General features: G+C 23.2%; 17 protein-coding genes, 4 tRNA genes, 2 rRNA genes and 1 other RNA gene. 13 read left to right on the top strand and 11 right to left on the bottom strand.

Features of this window, described 5'->3' with window-relative positions:
* The first annotated feature begins 8 nt into the window (after positions 1-8).
* From rpoH to metG, 5 genes are all read left to right on the top strand, one after another.
* Positions 9-890: an RNA polymerase sigma factor RpoH gene (rpoH, locus tag GJT93_RS00130; RefSeq protein ID WP_168821606.1), complete on the top strand. Its 882-nt coding sequence runs from the start codon at positions 9-11 to the stop codon at positions 888-890.
* 142 nt (positions 891-1,032) lie between these two features.
* A complete protein-coding gene (gene ssb, locus GJT93_RS00125) occupies positions 1,033-1,485 on the top strand; it encodes a single-stranded DNA-binding protein (protein ID WP_246212472.1) in 453 nt (150 codons plus the stop codon).
* Positions 1,486-1,510: 25 nt separating this feature from the next.
* On the top strand, positions 1,511-3,439 hold the full coding sequence (locus GJT93_RS00120) for an exoribonuclease II (RefSeq protein ID WP_168821604.1): 1,929 nt from the start codon (positions 1,511-1,513) through the stop codon (positions 3,437-3,439).
* A gap of 13 nt (positions 3,440-3,452) precedes the next feature.
* Entirely contained in the window at positions 3,453-3,974 is a 522-nt protein-coding gene (locus tag GJT93_RS00115) for a metal-dependent hydrolase (protein ID WP_168821603.1), read from the top strand.
* A gap of 36 nt (positions 3,975-4,010) precedes the next feature.
* Positions 4,011-5,633: a methionine--tRNA ligase gene (metG, locus tag GJT93_RS00110; RefSeq protein ID WP_168821602.1), complete on the top strand. Its 1,623-nt coding sequence runs from the start codon at positions 4,011-4,013 to the stop codon at positions 5,631-5,633.
* Between the two features lie 24 nt (positions 5,634-5,657).
* On the opposite strand, the gene alr is transcribed toward metG, so the two are convergent.
* The gene (gene alr, locus GJT93_RS00105; protein WP_168821601.1) at positions 5,658-6,734 is read right to left on the bottom strand and encodes an alanine racemase; all 1,077 of its coding nucleotides are present in this window, start codon (positions 6,732-6,734) and stop codon (positions 5,658-5,660) included.
* A 218-nt stretch (positions 6,735-6,952) separates the two neighbouring features.
* On the opposite strand from alr, the gene hspQ reads away from it, so the two are divergent.
* Positions 6,953-7,273, top strand: a complete 321-nt coding sequence (gene hspQ, locus GJT93_RS00100) for a heat shock protein HspQ (RefSeq protein ID WP_168821600.1) — start codon at positions 6,953-6,955, stop codon at positions 7,271-7,273.
* 81 nt (positions 7,274-7,354) lie between these two features.
* Here hspQ and gltX read toward each other — a convergent pair whose 3' ends face one another.
* Positions 7,355-8,746, bottom strand: a complete 1,392-nt coding sequence (gltX, locus tag GJT93_RS00095; RefSeq protein ID WP_168821599.1) for a glutamate--tRNA ligase — start codon at positions 8,744-8,746, stop codon at positions 7,355-7,357.
* Positions 8,747-8,882: 136 nt separating this feature from the next.
* Here gltX and GJT93_RS00090 point away from each other — a divergent pair.
* The 3 genes from GJT93_RS00090 (at position 8,883) to GJT93_RS00080 (ending at position 10,351) form a co-directional block, all read left to right on the top strand.
* Positions 8,883-8,955 (top strand) — tRNA-Val (locus GJT93_RS00090).
* A gap of 21 nt (positions 8,956-8,976) precedes the next feature.
* Positions 8,977-9,049, top strand: a tRNA-Lys gene (locus GJT93_RS00085).
* A 129-nt stretch (positions 9,050-9,178) separates the two neighbouring features.
* On the top strand, positions 9,179-10,351 hold the full coding sequence (locus tag GJT93_RS00080; protein WP_168821598.1) for a PLP-dependent transferase: 1,173 nt from the start codon (positions 9,179-9,181) through the stop codon (positions 10,349-10,351).
* A gap of 27 nt (positions 10,352-10,378) precedes the next feature.
* Here the strand turns inward: GJT93_RS00080 and GJT93_RS00075 are convergent.
* Positions 10,379-10,452 (bottom strand) — tRNA-Arg (locus GJT93_RS00075).
* A 92-nt stretch (positions 10,453-10,544) separates the two neighbouring features.
* Here GJT93_RS00075 and folD point away from each other — a divergent pair.
* Positions 10,545-11,393 (top strand): bifunctional methylenetetrahydrofolate dehydrogenase/methenyltetrahydrofolate cyclohydrolase FolD, encoded by an 849-nt coding sequence (gene folD, locus GJT93_RS00070; protein ID WP_168821597.1) that lies wholly within the window; start codon positions 10,545-10,547, stop codon positions 11,391-11,393.
* A 23-nt stretch (positions 11,394-11,416) separates the two neighbouring features.
* Here the strand turns inward: folD and rnpB are convergent.
* Together rnpB and rsmI are read right to left on the bottom strand one after the other, a co-directional pair.
* Positions 11,417-11,770: RNase P RNA component class A (rnpB, locus tag GJT93_RS00065), an RNA gene on the bottom strand.
* 34 nt (positions 11,771-11,804) lie between these two features.
* Positions 11,805-12,683 (bottom strand): 16S rRNA (cytidine(1402)-2'-O)-methyltransferase, encoded by an 879-nt coding sequence (rsmI, locus tag GJT93_RS00060; protein WP_425483318.1) that lies wholly within the window; start codon positions 12,681-12,683, stop codon positions 11,805-11,807.
* Positions 12,684-12,756: 73 nt separating this feature from the next.
* On the opposite strand from rsmI, the gene GJT93_RS00055 reads away from it, so the two are divergent.
* Positions 12,757-12,841 (top strand) — tRNA-Ser (locus GJT93_RS00055).
* Between the two features lie 18 nt (positions 12,842-12,859).
* The gene (locus GJT93_RS00050) at positions 12,860-13,162 is read left to right on the top strand and encodes a TusE/DsrC/DsvC family sulfur relay protein (protein ID WP_168821595.1); all 303 of its coding nucleotides are present in this window, start codon (positions 12,860-12,862) and stop codon (positions 13,160-13,162) included.
* A 59-nt stretch (positions 13,163-13,221) separates the two neighbouring features.
* On the opposite strand, the gene mreD is transcribed toward GJT93_RS00050, so the two are convergent.
* The 3 genes from mreD to GJT93_RS00035 are packed head-to-tail and all read right to left on the bottom strand — an operon-like array spanning position 13,222 to position 15,601.
* On the bottom strand, positions 13,222-13,704 hold the full coding sequence (mreD, locus tag GJT93_RS00045) for a rod shape-determining protein MreD (RefSeq protein WP_281352186.1): 483 nt from the start codon (positions 13,702-13,704) through the stop codon (positions 13,222-13,224).
* A gap of 3 nt (positions 13,705-13,707) precedes the next feature.
* The gene (mreC, locus tag GJT93_RS00040) at positions 13,708-14,529 is read right to left on the bottom strand and encodes a rod shape-determining protein MreC (RefSeq protein WP_168821593.1); all 822 of its coding nucleotides are present in this window, start codon (positions 14,527-14,529) and stop codon (positions 13,708-13,710) included.
* Between the two features lie 25 nt (positions 14,530-14,554).
* A complete protein-coding gene (locus GJT93_RS00035; RefSeq protein ID WP_168821592.1) occupies positions 14,555-15,601 on the bottom strand; it encodes a rod shape-determining protein in 1,047 nt (348 codons plus the stop codon).
* Positions 15,602-15,786: 185 nt separating this feature from the next.
* Between GJT93_RS00035 and aroQ the strand changes: the two genes are divergently transcribed.
* On the top strand, positions 15,787-16,242 hold the full coding sequence (gene aroQ, locus GJT93_RS00030; protein WP_168821591.1) for a type II 3-dehydroquinate dehydratase: 456 nt from the start codon (positions 15,787-15,789) through the stop codon (positions 16,240-16,242).
* Between the two features lie 19 nt (positions 16,243-16,261).
* Here the strand turns inward: aroQ and murB are convergent, their stop codons facing one another.
* From murB to GJT93_RS00015, 3 genes are all read right to left on the bottom strand, one after another.
* Positions 16,262-17,302 carry a UDP-N-acetylmuramate dehydrogenase gene (gene murB / locus GJT93_RS00025; RefSeq protein ID WP_168821590.1) on the bottom strand — a complete coding sequence of 347 codons (1,041 nt, stop codon included), beginning with the start codon at positions 17,300-17,302 and terminating at the stop codon, positions 16,262-16,264.
* A gap of 21 nt (positions 17,303-17,323) precedes the next feature.
* Positions 17,324-17,439: ribosomal RNA gene (gene rrf / locus GJT93_RS00020) — 5S ribosomal RNA — on the bottom strand.
* Between the two features lie 66 nt (positions 17,440-17,505).
* Positions 17,506-20,339, bottom strand: a 23S ribosomal RNA gene (locus tag GJT93_RS00015).

The following is a 20,339-nucleotide window of genomic DNA, read 5'->3' as shown; positions in this document are numbered from 1 at the left end:
AGGATGTAATGTATAAAAATATATTTACCTCTAATTTAAGATTATCTAATCTAATTGTAGGAACATTAGATTCTTATATTTATAATACTAATAATTATCCAATATTAACTTTTAAAGAAGAAAAAGAATTATCTAAAAAATTATATTATAAAGGTGATTTAGAAGCAGCTAAAAAATTAATTTTATCACATTTAAGATTTGTTATTCATGTAGCTAAATATTATTCTGGATATGGTTTGCAACAGGCAGATCTAATTCAAGAAGGTAATATAGGTTTAATGAAAGCAGTACGTAGATTTAATCCCGAAAAAGGTGTTCGTTTAGTATCATTTGCTATTCATTGGATAAAAGCAGAAATACATGAATATGTTTTACGTAATTGGCGTATAGTAAAAGTAGCAACTACGAAAGCTCAAAGAAAATTATTTTTTAATTTACGTAAAGCTAAACAAAAATTAGGTTGGTTTAATAAAAATGAAATTTATATAGTTGCTAAAAAATTAGGAGTTTCAATTAAAGATGTTTGTGAAATGGAAACACGTATGTCAGCACAAGATATGAATGATGATTCTAATATTAAAAATTATTCAAAAAATAAAAATTTAAATACAAATTTTTTTTTAAAAGATCATAATTCTAATTTTGCTAATATTATTGAAAAAGATAATTGGAATAAATTTCTTTCAAACAAATTATATAAAGCACTTTCAAAATTAGATTATCGTAGTCGTAATATTATAAATCTTAGATGGTTAAATAAAAAAAAAAAAAAAATTACATTACAAGAATTAGCAAGATATTATGGTATATCAGCAGAACGTATTAGACAATTAGAAAAAAATGCAATGAAAAAATTACGTTGTATTATTGAAAATTTATTTAAAAAATAATTTATATTTTTTTTATTTTTTTTTATATAATAAAAAAATAAATTAGTAATTTATGAATTTTAAATTAAAAGGATAAAACGTGGCTAGTAAAAGAGGTATAAATAAAGTTATTATAATAGGTTTTTTAGGTAAAGATCCTGAAATGCGTTATATGCCTAATGGTAATCCTGTTGTAAATATTATAGTAGCAACTTCAGATAATTGGAAAGATAAAAATACAGGAGAAAATAAAGAAAAAACTGAATGGCATAGAATAGTAATTTTTGGAAAATTAGCAGAAATCTCTAATGAATATTTAAAAAAAGGTTCTCAAGTATATATTGAAGGATATTTACAAACTAGAAAATGGCAAAATCAAAATGGACAAGATAATTATATTACTGAAATTATTGTAAGTATAGGAGGTACTATGCAAATATTAAATAGTATTCGTAATAATGATAATATTTCTTTAAATAAGGAAAAAAATGTTATAAAAGATAAAAAAATTTGGAATAAAAATTTACATACTTCTAATATAGAAAAAGATAATAAAGAATTATCTCTTAAAGAGAATGAAAATATTCTTGATTTTGAAGATGATATTCCATTTTAATTTTTAAAAAATTAAAATTTTATTTATGTTTTATAATAATAAATTACTTTTACAATTAAAAAAAAAATTTACAAAAAATTTACCTATTATTAAGGGTTATGTTAAATTTTTAAATAAAAAATTAGTTATTTTAGAAACAAATAAAAATTATATATATCATATTCTTGATACATATTTAACATATGTAATGGAAGGAGATTATATATTAGCTCAAAATGATGTTAATAATTTAATAAAAGTTATACCAATAAAATTAATAAAGTCTAATATTAGTATTTTTCAAGGAAAAATAAAAATAAAAAACAATATTATTTATATAATTCCAAAAGAAAAAATTTTATATGCAAATATAATTCAATGTTCTATAAAAAAAAATTTTATAAAAAATTTAAAAAATGATGATGAAGTATTCGCTAAGATTACAAAACATCCCTTAAATAAGGGAGAAAATATTTTTACAGCTGAAATAACAAATTTTTTAACTGTAAATAATCAATATTTATTACCATGGTGGAATATATTACTTAAATATAATTTATCTATAGATTCTCCTAGTAATTCTTTATGTAAAGAAATAAAATTTTTAGATAAAAAAAAATATAGAAAAGATTTAACTAAGTTATGTTTTATTACTATAGATAATAAAGATACTAAGGATATAGATGATGCATTTTATATAGAAGAAATATCTGATAAAAAATTATTAATTTATGTAGCTATAGCAGATCCTACTTCATATATTGATCAAAATAGTATAATAAATAAAATAGCTTCTGAAAGAATATTTACAACTTATTTACCTGGGTTAACTATTCCTTTATTACCAAAAATTTTATCAGAAAATTTATGTTCTTTAAATCCGCAAAAAAAAAGACCAGTTTTAATTTGTAAAATGATAATTCATAAAAATGGTTCTTTATCTAAAAAAATAATTTTTTTTACTGGATGGATTAAATCTCATGCAAAATTAAACTATGAAAATGTTTCTAATTGGATAGAAAAAATAGGTAAATGGATACCAGATAATCATGAAATAGCAAATCAAATACTTTTTTTATATAAATTTTATATTTATCGTAAAAAATGGAATAGTAAAAATACTACAAATTTTAGTAACATTGATTATAAATTTATTTTTGGTAAAAAAGGTAATATAACAGATATAGTTTTTGAAAAGAAAAGAATAGCTCATAAAATGATTGAAAATATTATGATTACAGCTAATATATGTGCATCTGAATTTTTATATCACAAATTAAATTTTGGTATATATAATGTTTATTATGGTTTTAACATACATAAGATAAATAAAATAATAAAATTATTAAAAGAATATAATATTAAATATAATTCATCATATTTAATGACTTCAGAGGGATATAAAAATATTTTTCGTAAATTAAAAAAATTAAATTTATTATTTATTTTAAATAAAATTAAAAAATATCAATTAATTTCTTTTTTTAGTATAAAACCAGGACCTCATTTTGCTTTAGGATTAAAAAGATATGCAACATGGACTTCCCCTATACGTAAATTTGGAGATATGATTAATCACAGATTAATTAAATCTGTTATTTATAAAAAAAACTTTATAATAGACGATTCATTAAATAATATTCATATTGAAATGAATCATAAACGTTTTTTAAATAAACAAGCAAAAAAAGAAATATCTAATTTTTTATATTTTAAATATTTTCAAAATATTTCAATTAATAATAAAATTTTTCTTTCTGAAATTATTGATATATCTTTTTTAGGTATAAAGGTAAGATTAATTAAAAATGGGGCATATGCTTTTGTTCCTAAAAAATTTTTATGTAATACTAATATTAATCCCGAAAAGGGTATTATTCTTATTAAGAATAAATTTTTATATAAAATTTCTGATAAAATTAATGTCATAATTAAAAAAATTAATATTAATAATATTTTAGTTAAAATAATTTAATATAAAGGTTAACATGACAGTTAAAGGTCATATAATATTTGCTATTTCTAGTAGTATTTTAATACAACATTTTATTTTTTCTAATATAATGTTTCATGATGATTGGTGGCGTATAATACCAGCTTCTATTATTACATGTTTATTACCTGATATTGATAATCCTAAATCCATATTAGGACGTAAAATTAAAATTTTATCATATTTAATTAATAAATTATTTGGACATAGAGGATTTACACATAGTTTATTATCTATATTAATATTTAGTTTTTTAATTTATTTAATAAATATAAATTTAATACATTTAATTGATATGAAATTAGGTTTAATTATAGGTTATTTTAGTCATATTATAGCAGATATATTAACTCCTTTAGGAGTTCCATTATTTTGGCCATATAAAAAGAAATTTAAATTACCACTTATTAATAATAAATTTCTTAAAGAAGATATTTTTTGTTATTTATATTTAATATTTTCTATATATTTATTGTATCCTATTTGTAATAATACTATAATTAGATTTTTTAATTAAAATAATTTTAATTTATATTAAAATATATAAAATTTTATGTTTACAAAAAAACAAATGTTAATTACATGTGCATTACCATATGCTAATGGTAGTATTCATTTAGGTCATTTATTAGAACACATACAAGCAGATATTTGGGTTAGATATAATCGTATGTCTGGTCATGAAGTGTATTTTATTTGTGCTGATGATGCTCATGGTACTCCAGTAATGTTAAAAGCTAAAAAACTCAATATTAAACCTGAAAAAATCATTAGTAAAATATATAATGAACATATTTTAGATTTTAAAAATTTTCATATTATTCATGATAACTATCATTCTACAAATAGTATGGAAAATTTTTTTTTTGTTAAATTAATTTTTAATAATTTAAAAAAAAAAAATTTTATAAAAAAAAAAATTATTAAGCAATTATATGATTCTAAATATAATATATTTTTACCTGATAGGTTTATAAAAGGAGAATGTCCTAATTGTAAATCTATAGATCAATATGGAGATCATTGTGAAAATTGTGGTACAACTTATTCTTCTATTTTATTAAAAAATCCAATTTCTGTTTTGTCAAAAACAAAACCTATATTATGTAATTCTGAACATTACTTTTTTGATTTACCTCAATTTTATGGTTTTTTAAAATCTTGGATTAATTCTGATGTACTAGATTATAATATTAAAAATAAAATTCAAGAATGGTTTTTTTTAGGTTTAAAACAATGGGATATTACTAGAGATGGTCCATATTTTGGTTTTAAAATACCTAAAACTATTAATAAATATTTTTATGTTTGGTTAGATGCTCCTATAGGATATATCAGTACTTTTAAAAATTTATGTGATAAAAATCCAAAATTAAATTTTTACCAATGGTGGAAAAAAGAATCTAATACGAAATTATATCATTTTATTGGAAAAGATATAATTTATTTTCATAGTTTATTTTGGCCTGCTATTTTAGAAGGTATAAATTTTAGAAAACCTACTAAATTATTTGTTCATGGTCATTTAACATTAAATGGATATAAAATGTCTAAATCTAAAGGTAATTTTATTACTGCTCAAAAATGGTTAAAATTTTCAGATTCTGATAGTTTACGTTATTATTATGCTTCTAAATTATCATCTCATATCAATGATATTGATTTAAATATTAATGATTTTGTATTTAAAATTAATAGTGATATTGTTAATAAAATTGTTAATTTAGCTTCAAGAAATGCATATTTTATTAATAATTATTTTAGTAATAATTTATCTGAAAATATTAATTTTTTATTATATTTAAAATTTATTAAAAAATCTGAAATTATTCATGATTATTTTTTTAAACGTAAATATAGTCATGTTATTAAACAAATCATAATTTTGTCAGATATAGCTAATTCTTATATTGATAAATATAAACCTTGGTTATTAATAAATAATGATAAACAAAAAGTTCAAAATATTTGTTCTATGGGTATTAATATGTTTCGTGTAATTATAACTTATTTAAAACCAATTATGCCAGTTTTATCTAAAAAAACTGAATCATTTTTAAATTATAAATTATGTTTTCAAAATATAAAAAAACCTTTAATAGATCATAAAATTAATAAATTTAAATTATTATTTTCTAGAATAGATATAAAAAATATAAAAAATATTATAAAATAAAATGTTTATTTTAAATACATAAATTTATTTTAAAATTCTAGGAACTCTTTTTGATACTGAACACATTAATTCATAACCAATAGTATTAGCTGATTTAGCTACATCATCTATTTTAATATTATTACCCCATAGTTCCACTGAACTACCTATTTTTGCTTTTGGAATATTTAATAAATCTATAGCTATCATGTCCATAGAAACAGTACCTAATATTTTTGTTTTAATACCTTTAATAAAAACAAATGTTTTATCATTTATATTTCTAGGATAACCATCAGCATAACCACATGCTATAATTCCAATTCTGCGTTTTTGATTTGAATAATATCCACAATTATAACCAACAATATCTCCAGGATATATTTTTTGTATAGATATAATTTTACTTTTTAATGTCATTACTGGTTGAATTTTTTTATCTTTAATATCTTTCCATTTACCAGTTGGAGAAGCACCATATAAAATAATACCTGTTCTAATCCAATTATAATGACTATATTTATGCCATAATAATGCAGCAGAATTAGCAAATGAACATGAAAAAGTATTATAATTTTTAATGGATTTTTTTATTTTTGTTATTTGTTTTTTTATCATATAAGAATTAATTGTTGCTTCTGAAAAATGAGTCATTAAACTTATTTTAGAAACATTGATATTATTTTTAATAAAATTAATTATTTTTAAAATTTTTTTTGTATCAAATCCTAATCTATTCATACCGCTATTTATTTTAATATAAATATTAATAGGACAATATGATCTATATTTTATTAATGCATTTATTTGCCATTTACTATGTATAGTAATAGTTAAATAATATTTATAGATCAAAAATAATTCTTTTTCACTAAAAAAACCTTCTAATAATAAAATTGGTTTATTACACCCTTTTGTTCTTAAATAAATAGCTTCATCTAATGTTAAAACAGCAAAACCATCACTATTATCATTAATAAATGGATATATATTTTTAATACCATGTCCGTAAGCATCTGATTTTAAAACAGACCAAATTTTAGAATTAAGTGTGATATTTTTTATTATTTTTAAATTATTTTTTAATGCATTAGTATTAATAATTACTGTAATTGGTCTCATATATTTATTTTATTTACAATAAAATTTTAATTTTTTATTAAAAATACTTTTTAAATAATTATTATAATATATAAATATTATGTTATATTACGAAAAAATTCAATTAAATATAAGATATAAAATTTTATATATTTAACTTTAAAATAATATTTAATTTATAAAAAATTTATTATATAATTATTATTAAAACTTTAATATACCTTAAGAAGGTTCTTATAATGATTACCAGTAAATTTGGTATTGGTCAACAAGTAAGACATAAGTTATTAGGTTTTTTAGGAGTTATAGTCGATGTTGATCCTGAATATTCTTTACATGATCCTAAAATTGATGAAGTTGCTGAAATTATAACATTACGCAATAAACCATGGTATCATGTAGTAATGGAAGATGATACAGGACAACCTATACATACATATTTAGCGGAAGCACAATTATCAGGAGAACCATTAGAAAATGAACATTCAGATAATTCATCATTAGACGAATTATCTGCATCAATAAAAAAACAATTAATAACACCTAGGTTAAGAAATTAATACATATTTTATTATTATATTTATAACTATTTAAATTTAATTAAATATACATAAATAATTAATTTAAATATATTATACAATTTATAAATTATTAGATTTAATAAAATTTATTGCATTTTTAATATGATATATAGTTTTTTCTTTACCCATTAAATATAGAATATTATTAATAGGGGGTGTGTTTTCCAAACCAGTAATAGATATACGTATAGTCATTGCTATCTTTTTAAAATTCATTGCTAATTTAGATAATATTTTTTTAAAAATATCATTTATATTATTTATTGACCATTTTTTTATATTTAAAATATATTTTAAAAATATATTTAAAATTATTTTCGAATCGCTATTTAAATATTTTTTATTAACTGAATTTTTTTTATAATTTGGATTTGTATAAAAAATTGTACATAAATTACTTATTTCATTTAATGTATTACATCTTTTATAAAAAATTTTATATAATTTTTTAACTTGAGGTCCATTTTTTAAATTAATATTTTTCTTATAAAGAAAATTTTTTAAAAAATCAACCATATTTTTTTCTGGTAATTTATTCAGATAATATTTATTTAACCAATTTAATTTTTCTATATTAAAAATACTAGAAGATTTACTTAAATTTTTTAAATTAAATAATTTTTTCATTTCTTCTATTGAAAAAATTTCTTTATTATTAAATGACCAACCTAATCGTAAAATATAATTTAATAATGCGTTAGGTAAATAACCATCTTCTTTATATTTTAAAATATTAAAATTATTATTTCTTTTAGAAATTTTTTTACCTGATAAATCAGTAATTACTGATACATGAGTATAAGAGGGTATTGATGCACCAATAGCATTAATAATATGTATTTGTTTTGGAGTATTATTAATATGTTCTTCACCTCTAATAACATGAGTTATTTTCATATCCCAATCATCTATTACTACACAAAAATTATATGTAGGCATACCATTTGTACGTTGAATTATAAAATCTTCTAACAAATTATTTTGAAATGTAATTTTTCCTCTAATAGTATCTGTAAATGTAATATTTTTATTTTTAGGAATATATAATCTTACTGCATAAGGTTTCTGAGAAATATTTTTAATGTTTTTACATCCACAAGAATATTTAATATTACTTTGATATAATTCATTTTTTTTTATTTTTTCTTTAGAACAATAACATTTATATGCGTTTTTACTTTTTAATAAAAATGTAATAATATCATTATATCTATTTAATCTTTGACTTTGTAAGTATGGACCTTTATCCCAATCAATATTTAACCATTTTAATGTTTCAATAATATTTTTAATAAAAATATTATTAGATCTTTTAAAATCAGTATCTTCAATACGTAAAATAAAAGAACCATTATGTTTTCTAGCAAATAACCATGAATATAAAGCAGTACGAACATTTCCTATGTGTAAATAACCAGTAGGACTGGGTGCAAATCGAGTTGTGATTTTCATAATATATAAAATTATTAATTTTAATTTTAAATTATAATATTTTTATTATAATATAATAATTATATTTTTTTTTATAAAAATTTTAATAAAAATATTGACATTTAAGTAATAAAAAGAATAGCATATAGATATTATTGGGTGATTAGCTCAGTTGGTAGAGTATCTCCCTTACAAGGAGGGGGTCGGCGGTTCAAATCCGTCATCACCCATAAATTAAATAAAATAAATTTGGGTCGTTAGCTCAGTTGGTAGAGCAGTTGACTTTTAATCAATTGGTCACAGGTTCAAATCCTGTACGACCCAAAAAATATGCTTGTTTTTATAATATATAAAATATTAGATATTAATTATTAATAAATTATTAAAAATATATGCATATTTATATTTTAATATATAGTAAATTATATATTATATAATTATTTATAAATAAATATGATACATTCTTATAAAAGAAGAACATTATCTGTTTATGAAAGATTAAATACAGATAAAAAATATGGGAGTGTTTTATCTCCTTTGTATTTAACTAGTACATATAGTTTTAAAGGTTTTAATAAACCTAGAAAATATAATTATTCAAGAAAAAGTAATCCTACAAGAGATTCTGTACAAAAAATTATTTCATTATTAAAAAATGGTTTAGGATGTATACTAACTAGTAGTAGGATGGCTGTAATTTATTTAACAATTATTATTTTTTTAAAACCAGGAGATTTAATTATCTGTCCTAAAGATTGTTATGGTGATAGTTTTAGATTATTTAAAAGTTTACAAGATAGGGGAATATATAAAATTAAATTTATAGCTATGTATAATAAAAAAAAATTTTTACATGTTATAAAAAATAAACCTAAACTAATATTTATGGAAACTCCTAGCAACCTCTTATTAAGGGTTATTAATATAACTTATTATTGTCATAAAATTAAATATTTAAATGCACTTAGTGTTGTTTATAACACATTATTAAGTTCTTTATTACAAAATTCATTAAATTTAGGAGCTAACATAGTAATACATTCATGTACTAAATATTTAAATGGAAACTCTGATATAATTATTGGTACTATTATTACTAAAAATCTTAATTATCTTAATAAATTATTATGGTGTGATAATAATATAGGAATAACTAGTTCTATATTTGACAGTTATTTATTATTAAGAGGAATGAGAACATTATATCCGAGATTAAAAATAGCTCAAAAAAATACATTAATAATAATTGAATTTTTAAAAAAACATAAATTAGTTAAAAAAATATATCATCCATCAATTATAGATAATATTGGTCATGAAATAGCTAAAAAGCAACAAAAAATTTTTGGAGCTGTATTGAGTTTTGAATTTAATGGTTCTAAAAAGATGTTAAAAATATTTTTACATTCATTAAAATTATTTACTTTAGCTGAATCTTTTGGAGGTATGGAAAGTTTAATTTCTCATTCATCTACAATGACATATTCTTGTATAACTCCAAAAGAAATAAAAAATACAGGAATTTCCAATTCACTTTTACGTTTGTCTATTATAATTGAAAATCCAAAAGATTTAATAGAAGATTTAAAACAATCTTTTTATGTATGTATTAAAAATCTTGAATAAATTTAATATTTTTTGTTTAAATTATTTTGCGCTCTACAGGATTTGAACCTGTGACAAATAGCTTAGAAGGCTATTGCTCTATCCAACTGAGCTAAGAGCGCAAAAATATTATAAGTAATATATCATTATTATGATATATATTCAAATTAATTAAATTATTTTATTTATTATTTTTTATAATGAGTTATCTTAAATGAATGCTAAAATTATTAATGGACATATTATTGCCAAAGAAATATATATTAAAATATATAAAAAAATGAAAAATCTTTTTTTATATAAAAAAAGAAAACCTGGTTTAGGAGTTATATTAGTTGGAAATAATTTATCATCTCAAATTTATATAAAAAATAAATTAGAAATGTGTAAAAAATTAGGGTTTTTTTATTATTATTATAATTTATCTAATAAAATTAATGAAAGTGAAATTTTAAAAATAATTAATTTATTAAATAACAATAATTATATAGATGGTATTTTAATACAATTACCTTTACCTAAAAAAATTAATTTTATTAAAATAATAGAAACAATAAATCCTAAAAAAGATGTAGATGGTTTACATCCTTATAATATTGGACATTTATGTCAAGGATTTCCTATTTTACGTGCTTGTACTTCTTTAGGTATATTGAAATTATTAAAATATTATAAAATTAATACTTATGGATTAAATACTGTAATTGTAGGTGATTCAATTATAGTAGGTCGTCCTATAGCTATGGAATTATTATTAGTAGGATGTACAATTACTATTACTCATCGTTTTACAAAAAATTTAAAATATCATATAAAATATGCTGATTTATTAATAGTAGCTGTTGGTAAACCTAATTTTATACCAGGTAAATGGATAAAATTAGGTGCAATTGTTATTGATGTTGGAATTAATAGAATTAATAATAATAAAATTGTAGGTGACATTCAATTTGAACAAGCTAAAAAAAGGGCTTCTTATATTACACCTGTACCTGGAGGAATAGGACCAATAACTGTAGCTACTTTAATGAAAAATATTTTATATGCCTATGAAAAAGCATAATTTTAAATATAAAATTATGCTAATTATAAAGTTATTTTTTAAGCCGGATTCTGTCTTAGAACAGTCATTTATCTAGAATAATAATTACTTATTATTTCAAGCAGCTGACCCCGGTTTATAGTACGGGTAATACAAACCTATATTTAGCCTTGCTCCTGGTGGAGTTTACATTGACATATATTATTACTAATATACCGGTATGCTTTTACCATACCTTTTCACCCTTACTAATATTGTAAATATTAAATTAGCGGTATTTTTTCTGTTGCACTATTCGTAAGTTTACACTTCCCAGAAATTATCTGGCACCATACCCTATGGAGTCCGGACTTTCCTCTTTTATTTAATTATAAAAGCGACTGTTTTTTATTAACTCTATAAATAAAGATTATAATATATTAAATATATATATCAATCTTTATTTTTTAAATAGAATTTATATAATAAATTTTTTTTAATAGAATATATATTTGCAGTAATATTTATAGCTTTTTTTAAAGCTAATTCTTTTTTCAAAGAGAAAAATGTTTTTTTAATTTTAGAAGATATTTTATCTTTTATATTATTAGATTTTTTATATCCACTAATAATTAAAACAATTTCTCCTTTTATTTGATTTAAATCTAATTTAATCCATTTTATTAAATTAGAAATATAATCTCCATGTATATTTTCCCATTTTTTTGTTAATTCTCTTGCAATAACTATATATCTTTTTTTTCCAAAAATATTTTTTATATCATATAAACATTTTAACAATCTATGAGTTGATTCATATAAAATAATAGTTCTATATTCTGATTTTAATTCATATAATCTTTTAATTCTTTTACTTTTTTTATTAGATAAAAATCCTTCATAACAAAACCTATTTGTTGGTAAACCAGATATTGATAAAGCTACAATAGCTGAACATGGTCCTGGAATTGATATAATTCTTATATTTAAATATTTTTCACGGCATAATTTAATCATTCTATATCCAGGATCATTAATTAATGGAGTACCTGCATCAGATACTAATGCTACATTATAACCTTTATTAATTTTTTCTAAAAATTTTGTAGTATTTTTTTTTTCATTATATTCATAATATGAATATAATTTTTTTTTAATATGAAAATAATTTAATAATAATCCTGTTTTTCTAGTATCTTCTGCTAAAATAAAATTTACTTTTTTTAAAGTATTTAGTGCTCTTTGACTTATATCACTATAATTACCAATTGGTGTAGCTACTATATATAATCTACCTATTTGAATATTATTATTTTTCATATAATGATTAATTAAAATATTAACTTTAATTTTTTTTAAAAATATAATATTATATATATTATTACAAATTTTTTATATTTTAAATGGAGGAATGGCCGAGTGGTTGAAGGCACCGGTCTTGAAAACCGGAAATAGGAAACTATTCGAGAGTTCGAATCTCTCTTCCTCCTAAAATATTAATCATTAAAATGAATGTTTATTTAAATAATAAAGAAAATAGTATAATATGGAATATAAAATTAGCTATTAAAATAGCTAATTTAGAAAAAATTAAATTAAATAGTAATCATTGGAAAGTAATATATACATTACGTAATTTATATTTTAAATATAAAATACATCCAAATTTAAGAATATTAATTAATAAACTTAAAAAACAATATAAAGATGAAATATGGGATAGTGTAAGTTTATTTAATTTATTTCCTAATGGAGTTATTAAACAAGCTTCAAAAATTGCAGGAATTCCAAATAATAATATTTGTTTATAGTTTTTTATTAAATATTTAAAAAAATAAACATTATCCAAAAATAGATAATGTTTATTTTCTTAAGAAAGAAGAAAATTTTTATATCTAAAATAAAGTTTCTTTAAATAAAAATACATAGTTATCCATATACAACCATTTAAAATACTTTGTAATGATAATGTTAGATAATTAAAATTTACGTCATTTATTGTATAAATAATAAAATTTATTATAAATAAGATACAAATTATAAATAAGAATTTATTTATTACATTTAAGTGAATAATAAATTGATGATTATATAATATAAAATATGTCATTATACATAATAATAAACTATGTATTCCTAAAATATAATTTGTAAAAAAATCTATCATTAATCCAATAATAAAACTATTAATAATATTAATTTTATATGGATAAGATAATATCCAATAAATTAAAATTAATATTAACCATGATATATGTAAAATAATATTACTATTTTTAGTCAAAGAAATTTGTAAAAAAAATGATATCATATATGTTATATAAACAAAAAATGTAAAAAGATAATTTTTCATATTTTATTGAGAATTTATTAGTAATAATACATATTTTATTGTTTCCATTTTTATAAATGGCTTAATATAAGCTATATTTAAATTTTTTTCTTTATCTAAAATTACATTAGTAATAGTACCAACAGGATACCCATAAGGATATTGTTCATCTAAACCAGATGTTACTAATATATCTCCTTTTTTAAGATTTATATCAGTAGATATGTATTCAGATTTTAAAGGTTTTGTACACCCATTACCATTAATAATGAATTTAGTATCACTATTTTGTAATTGTACTGGTAAAGAAAATTTTTTATTGCAAATTAATAAAACTTGACTACTTTGTTTTCTAGTTGATATAACTTGTCCTACTACACCTTGTTCATTAAGTACTATTGTACCTAAGAAAACATTATCTTTAGATCCTTTATTAATAAAAATTTCATTTTTACATCTGGGTAATATAACTGGTATTATTTTTGCTAAAATACTATTTTTTTCTTTTAGGACAGGTAAATGTAAAATATTTCTTAAATGATTATTTTCTTCTTCAATTTCTTTTAAAGAAAATAATTTCATATTTTGTTGTAAAATTTTACTAAATAGATATTTATTATTTTTAAGTATTACATTTTTTTTTATAAAAAATTTTGATATTTTTTCATATATAAAAAAAGGTTTATTTAAAAAAAAATACACAGGAATCATAGTGTTATTAGTTTGATATCTTATTTTAACAAAAAAATTAGAATAAGTATCAATAACTATAATAATAACTGATATAATAATAAATATTACTGTTCTTAATTTAAAAATAGGTTTTTTACTAAATATTAATTTCATAAATATATTATCTTAATAATTATAATTATTCTTCACTAAATAAATCACCTCCATGTGTATCAATCATTTCTAATGCTTTTCCTCCACCTCTTGCTACACAAGTTAATGGATCTTCAGCTATAGAAACTGAAATACCTGTTTCCTCTATTAATAACTTATCAAAATTTTTTAATAATGCTCCCCCACCAGTTAATGTCATACCTCTTTCTGCAATATCAGCTGCTAATTCTGGTGGACATTTTTCTAATGCAATCATTACAGCACTTACAATACCGGTTAAAGGTTCTTGAAGAGCTTCTAAAATTTCATTAGAATTTAATGTAAAACCTCTTGGTACTCCTTCTGCTAAATTTCTACCTCTTACTTCCATTTCTAATAATTCTTCATTATTATTATAAGCAGAACCTATTTTATGTTTAATTTTTTCAGCAGTTGCTTCTCCAATTAATGAACCATAATTACGTCTTACATGATTAATAATAGATTCATCAAATCTATCTCCTCCTATTCTTACAGAAGAAGAATATACTACCCCATTTAGAGATATAACTGCTACTTCAGTAGTACCCCCTCCAATATCTATAATCATGGATCCTGTAGCTTCTGAAACTGGTAAACCTGCTCCAATAGCAGCTGCCATTGGTTCTTCTATTAAAAAAACTTCTCTTGCTCCTGCTCCTTGAGCAGATTCTCTAATAGCTCTTCTTTCAACTTGAGTTGCTCCAACAGGAACACAGACTAATACTCTAGGACTAGGTTTCATAAAACTATTACTATGAACTTGTTTAATAAAATGTTGTAGCATTTTTTCTGTAATAAAAAAATCTGCTATGACACCATCTTTCATAGGTCTAATAGCTGCAATATTACCTGGAGTTCTTCCTAACATTTGTTTAGCATTATATCCAACAGCAGCTACACTTTTAGGGAATCCTGCTTTATCTTGTCTAATAGCTACAACAGAAGGCTCGTTTAAAACAATACCCTTACCTTTAACATAAATTAAGGTATTTGCTGTTCCTAAATCTATAGATAAATCATTAGAAAACATTCCCCGAAATTTTTTTAACATAATAAAAAAACCCGATTTTATATTTTATAGTTATTTTAATGAAATTAAATTTATTTTACATACAAACATAATAACATTTTATTTATAATAAATATATTATTTATTATAAATAATAAAATTAATTTACATTATTTATCATAAATATTATATAATTAAAAATTAAATTAATAATATATTTTTAAATAATGAAATATAAAAAATATAAAAATCACGTTCTAGTTTTAAATGGTCCTAATTTAAATCTTTTAGGAATTAGAGAACCAAATAAATATGGTCATAAATCTTTACAAGATATTATTCAAATTTTATCAAATAAAATTAATCAAAAAAATTGTAAATTAAGTCATTTTCAATCTAATGCAGAATATGAATTAATAAATTATTTAATTAAATATAAAGATCAAATTAATTATATTATATTAAATCCTGCTGCTTTTACACATACTAGTATTGCATTACGTGATACTTTATTAGCAATTAAAATACCATTTATTGAAGTACATATTACTAATATATACAAAAGAGAACTATTTCGAAAAAATTCTTTTTTTTCAGATATTTCTAATGGAGTAATATTAGGATTAGGTACATATGGCTATGTTTTAGCATTAAAAATTATTATGAAGCGATTAAATATATAAATATAAAGTGATATTTTAACTATTTTTTAAAATAAATTAGTGGATTTATTTCTCCATAACTATCTATAATACGTACTTCTGGTTCTAACCAAATATCAAATTTTTTTCCTACAGTATTATATATTTTAATTGCAAAATTAAGTATATCTATACCTGAAGATTTATTAAATTTATTTAAAATAATTAATGACTGTTTAGAATAAACAGTTACCCCATTATAAATACATTTAGAAAAATTACATTGGTTAATTAACCATCCTGCAGATAATTTAATATAATGATGTTTAATAATATAAGGCATTGTAGGAAAAATTTTTAATAACTTTAATCCTTTTTTTATAGATATATATGGATTTTTAAAAAAACTACCTGCATTACCATGTATTTTTGGATGAGGAATTTTTTTTTTCCTTATGTTACAAATATAATGAAAAATTTTTTGAGGAGTAATATTGTAATTTTTTAAATGTTTTATAGAATAATATTCTAAATTTGGAATCCATTTTTTTGATAAAAATAAACCAACTGAAATAATAACATGTTTTTTATAATATTCATTTTTAAAGATACTATCTCTATATTTAAAATTACAATTTTTGTTATTAATCCTTTGAATTTTTTTATTTACTGGATTAATGATATCAACATATTTGCAAAATTTTTTTATACTAGTACCATATGCTCCAATATTTTGGATTGGCGCTGATCCTACACATCCAGGTATCAATGCTAAATTTTCTAAACCATAAATTTTATTTTTAATTGTAAATTCAACTAAATAATGCCAATTTTCTCCAGAATTAACATGTAAATTCCAATGATTTTTCGATTCTCTTATATATATGCCTTTTATTCTGTTTATAATAATTAATCCATAAAAATTATTTAAAAATAAAACATTACTTCCCTCTCCTAAAATTAAACAAGGCATACATTTTTTTTCATATTCTTTCCATAGTTTACATAAATCATGTAAATTTTTAACTATAAATAATTTATATACTTTTGTTGATAAATTAAAAGTATTTAATTTTTTTAATGAATAATTTAAGTATGACATTTAATAATGTGAAATATTTTATCCTGGTATTTACCTACTCTCACATGAGGAGACCTCACACTACCATTGGCACTACAATGTTTCACTTCTGAGTTCGGAATGGATTCAGGTGGTACCATTGCGTTATATATACCAGGATTATTTTGTTAAATGTAATTTAAATATTTAAATTTAAACGATTCTGGTGTTGTAAGGTTAAGACTCACGGGTGTTTATTAGTACTAGTTAGCTTAACATATCACTATGCTTACACACCTAGCCTATCAACGTCATCGTCTTTAACGTCCCTTAAGAGATTTCTATAAATAACTAATAAAAATCTAGGGAAGACTAATCTTAAGGTAAGTTTCGCACTTATATGCTTTCAGCGCTTATCTTTTCCGTATTTAGCTACCGGGCAATGCCATTGGCATGACAACCCGAACACCATAGATACGTTCACTCCGGTCCTCTCGTACTAGGAGCAAATCCTTTCAATCTTCCAACGCCCACGACAGATAGGGACCGAACTGTCTCACGACGTTCTAAACCCAGCTCGCGTACCACTTTAAATGGCGAACAGCCATACCCTTGGGACCTACTACAGCCCCAGGATGTGATGAGCCGACATCGAGGTGCCAAACACCGCCGTCGATATGAACTCTTGGGCGGTATTAGCCTGTTATCCCCGGAGTACCTTTTATCCGTTGAGCGATGGCCTTATCATACAGAACCACCGGATCACTAAGACCTGCTTTCGCATCTGCTCGAATTGTCATTCTCGCAGTTAAGCCAGCTTATGCCTTTGTACTAACCTCACGATTTCCGACCGTGATTAGCTGACCTTAGTACTCCTCCGTTACTCTTTAGGAGGAGACCGCCCCAGTCAAACTACCTACCAGACATTGTCTCTAACCCGGATTACGGGTTTAGGTTAGAATAATAAATACTAAAGGGTGGTATTTCAAGGACGATTCCATATTAGCTAGCGCTAACATTTCATTATCTCCCACCTATTCTACACATTAATATGCACTATTCAATATCAAGCTATAGTAAAGGTTCACGGGGTCTTTCCGTCTTGCCGCGGGTACACTGCATCTTCACAGCAATTTCAATTTCACTGAGTCTCAGGTGGAGACAGTCTGACCATCATTACGCCATTCGTGCAGGTCGGAACTTACCCGACAAGGAATTTCGCTACCTTAGGACCGTTATAGTTACGGCCGCCGTTTACTGGGGCTTCGATCAAGAGCTTCTTATATAAAATAATAACCCTATCAATTAACCTTCCAGCACCGGGCAGGCGTCACACCGTATACGTCCACTTACGTGTTTGCACAGTGCTGTGTTTTTAATAAACAGTTGCAGTCAGCCGTTATCTTAGACTGATTTCAGCTCAAAAAGTAAATCTTCTTACTTACAATCAGTGTGCCTTCTCCCAAAGTTACGGCACTATTTTGCCTAGTTCCTTCACCTGAGTTCTCTCAAGCGCCTTAGTATTCTCTACCTGACTACCTGTGTCGGTTTGGAGTACGATTCAATATTATTTAAGTTTAGAGGATTTTCTTGTAAGCATGGTATTAATTACTTCAATACAATAAAGTATTTCGTCATCACGTCTTAATGTAATAATTATCCGGATTTTCCTAAATAATTCATCTACACGTTTAAACCAAGACAACCATCACTTGGATAATCTAACCTTCTTCGTCCCCCCTTCACAATAATAATGAGTACAGGAATATTAACCTGTTATCCATCGACTACGCTTTTCAGCCTCGCCTTAGGGATCGACTTACCCTACCTCGATTACCGTTGGATAGGAAACCTTAGTCTTTCGGCGAATAGGTTTTTCACCTATTTTATCGTTACTCATGTCAGCATTCGCACTTCTGATATCTCCAATAAATTTTACAATTTATCTTCAACGACTTACAGAACGCTCCCCTACCCAATAAAATAAAAATAATAACTTCTTTATTGTCGCAGCTTCGGTGTATAATTTAGCCCCGTTACATCTTCCGCGCAGGACGACTAGACCAGTGAGCTATTACGCTTTCTTTAAATGATGGCTGCTTCTAAGCCAACATCCTAGCTGTTTATGCCTTCCCACCTCGTTTCCCACTTAATTATAACTTAGGGACCTTAGCTAGCGATCTGGGTTGTTTCCCTCTTCACAACGGACGTTAGCACCCGCTGTGTGTCTCCCGTAATAACATAAATTTGGTATTCGTAGTTTGCATCGGATTGGTAAATCTGGTAGATTCCCTAACCGAAACAGAGCTCTACCCCCAAATATGAATTTTACGAGGCGCTACCTAAATAGCTTTCGGGGAGAACCAGCTATCTCCCGGTTTGATTGGCCTTTCACCCCTAACCACAAGTCATCCGCTAATTTTTCAACATTAGTCGGTTCGGTCCTCCAGTAAGAATTACCAAACCTTCAACCTGCTCATGGTTAGATCACCGGGTTTCGGGTCTATATCTTGCAACTAAAACGCCCTTTTAAGACTCGGTTTCCCTACGGCTTCCTTATACAGTTAACCTTGCTACAAAATATAACTCGCTGACCCATTATACAAAAGGTACGCAGTCACACTTTTTAAGTGCTCCTACTGCTTGTACGTATATGATTTCAGGTTCTATTTCACTCCCCTAACCGGGGTTCTTTTCACCTTTCCCTCACGGTACTAGTTCACTATCGGTCAGTCAGTAGTATTTAGCCTTAGAGGATGACCCCCCTATATTCAAACAAGATTACACGTGTCTCGTTCTACTCATTGAGACTATAATTATTGTATTTTAATATACAGGACTATCACCTTGTATCGTATAACTTTCCAGTTATTTTTACTAATACAATAAATAAAGTACGTCTCGGGCTTCTTCCTGTTCGCTCGCCACTACTAAGGAAATCTCTATTGATTTCTTTTCCTCAGGATACTTAGATGTTTCAGTTCTCCTGGTTTACTTCGTAATTCTATGTATTCAAATCACGATAATATATAGTTATATATATTAGGTTTCCCCATTCGGAAATCGCCGACTAATAACG

The organism is Enterobacteriaceae endosymbiont of Donacia provostii (genome assembly GCF_012570145.1).
Lineage (GTDB): Bacteria > Pseudomonadota > Gammaproteobacteria > Enterobacterales > Enterobacteriaceae.
This window is presented reverse-complemented; position numbering and strand designations above follow the sequence as displayed.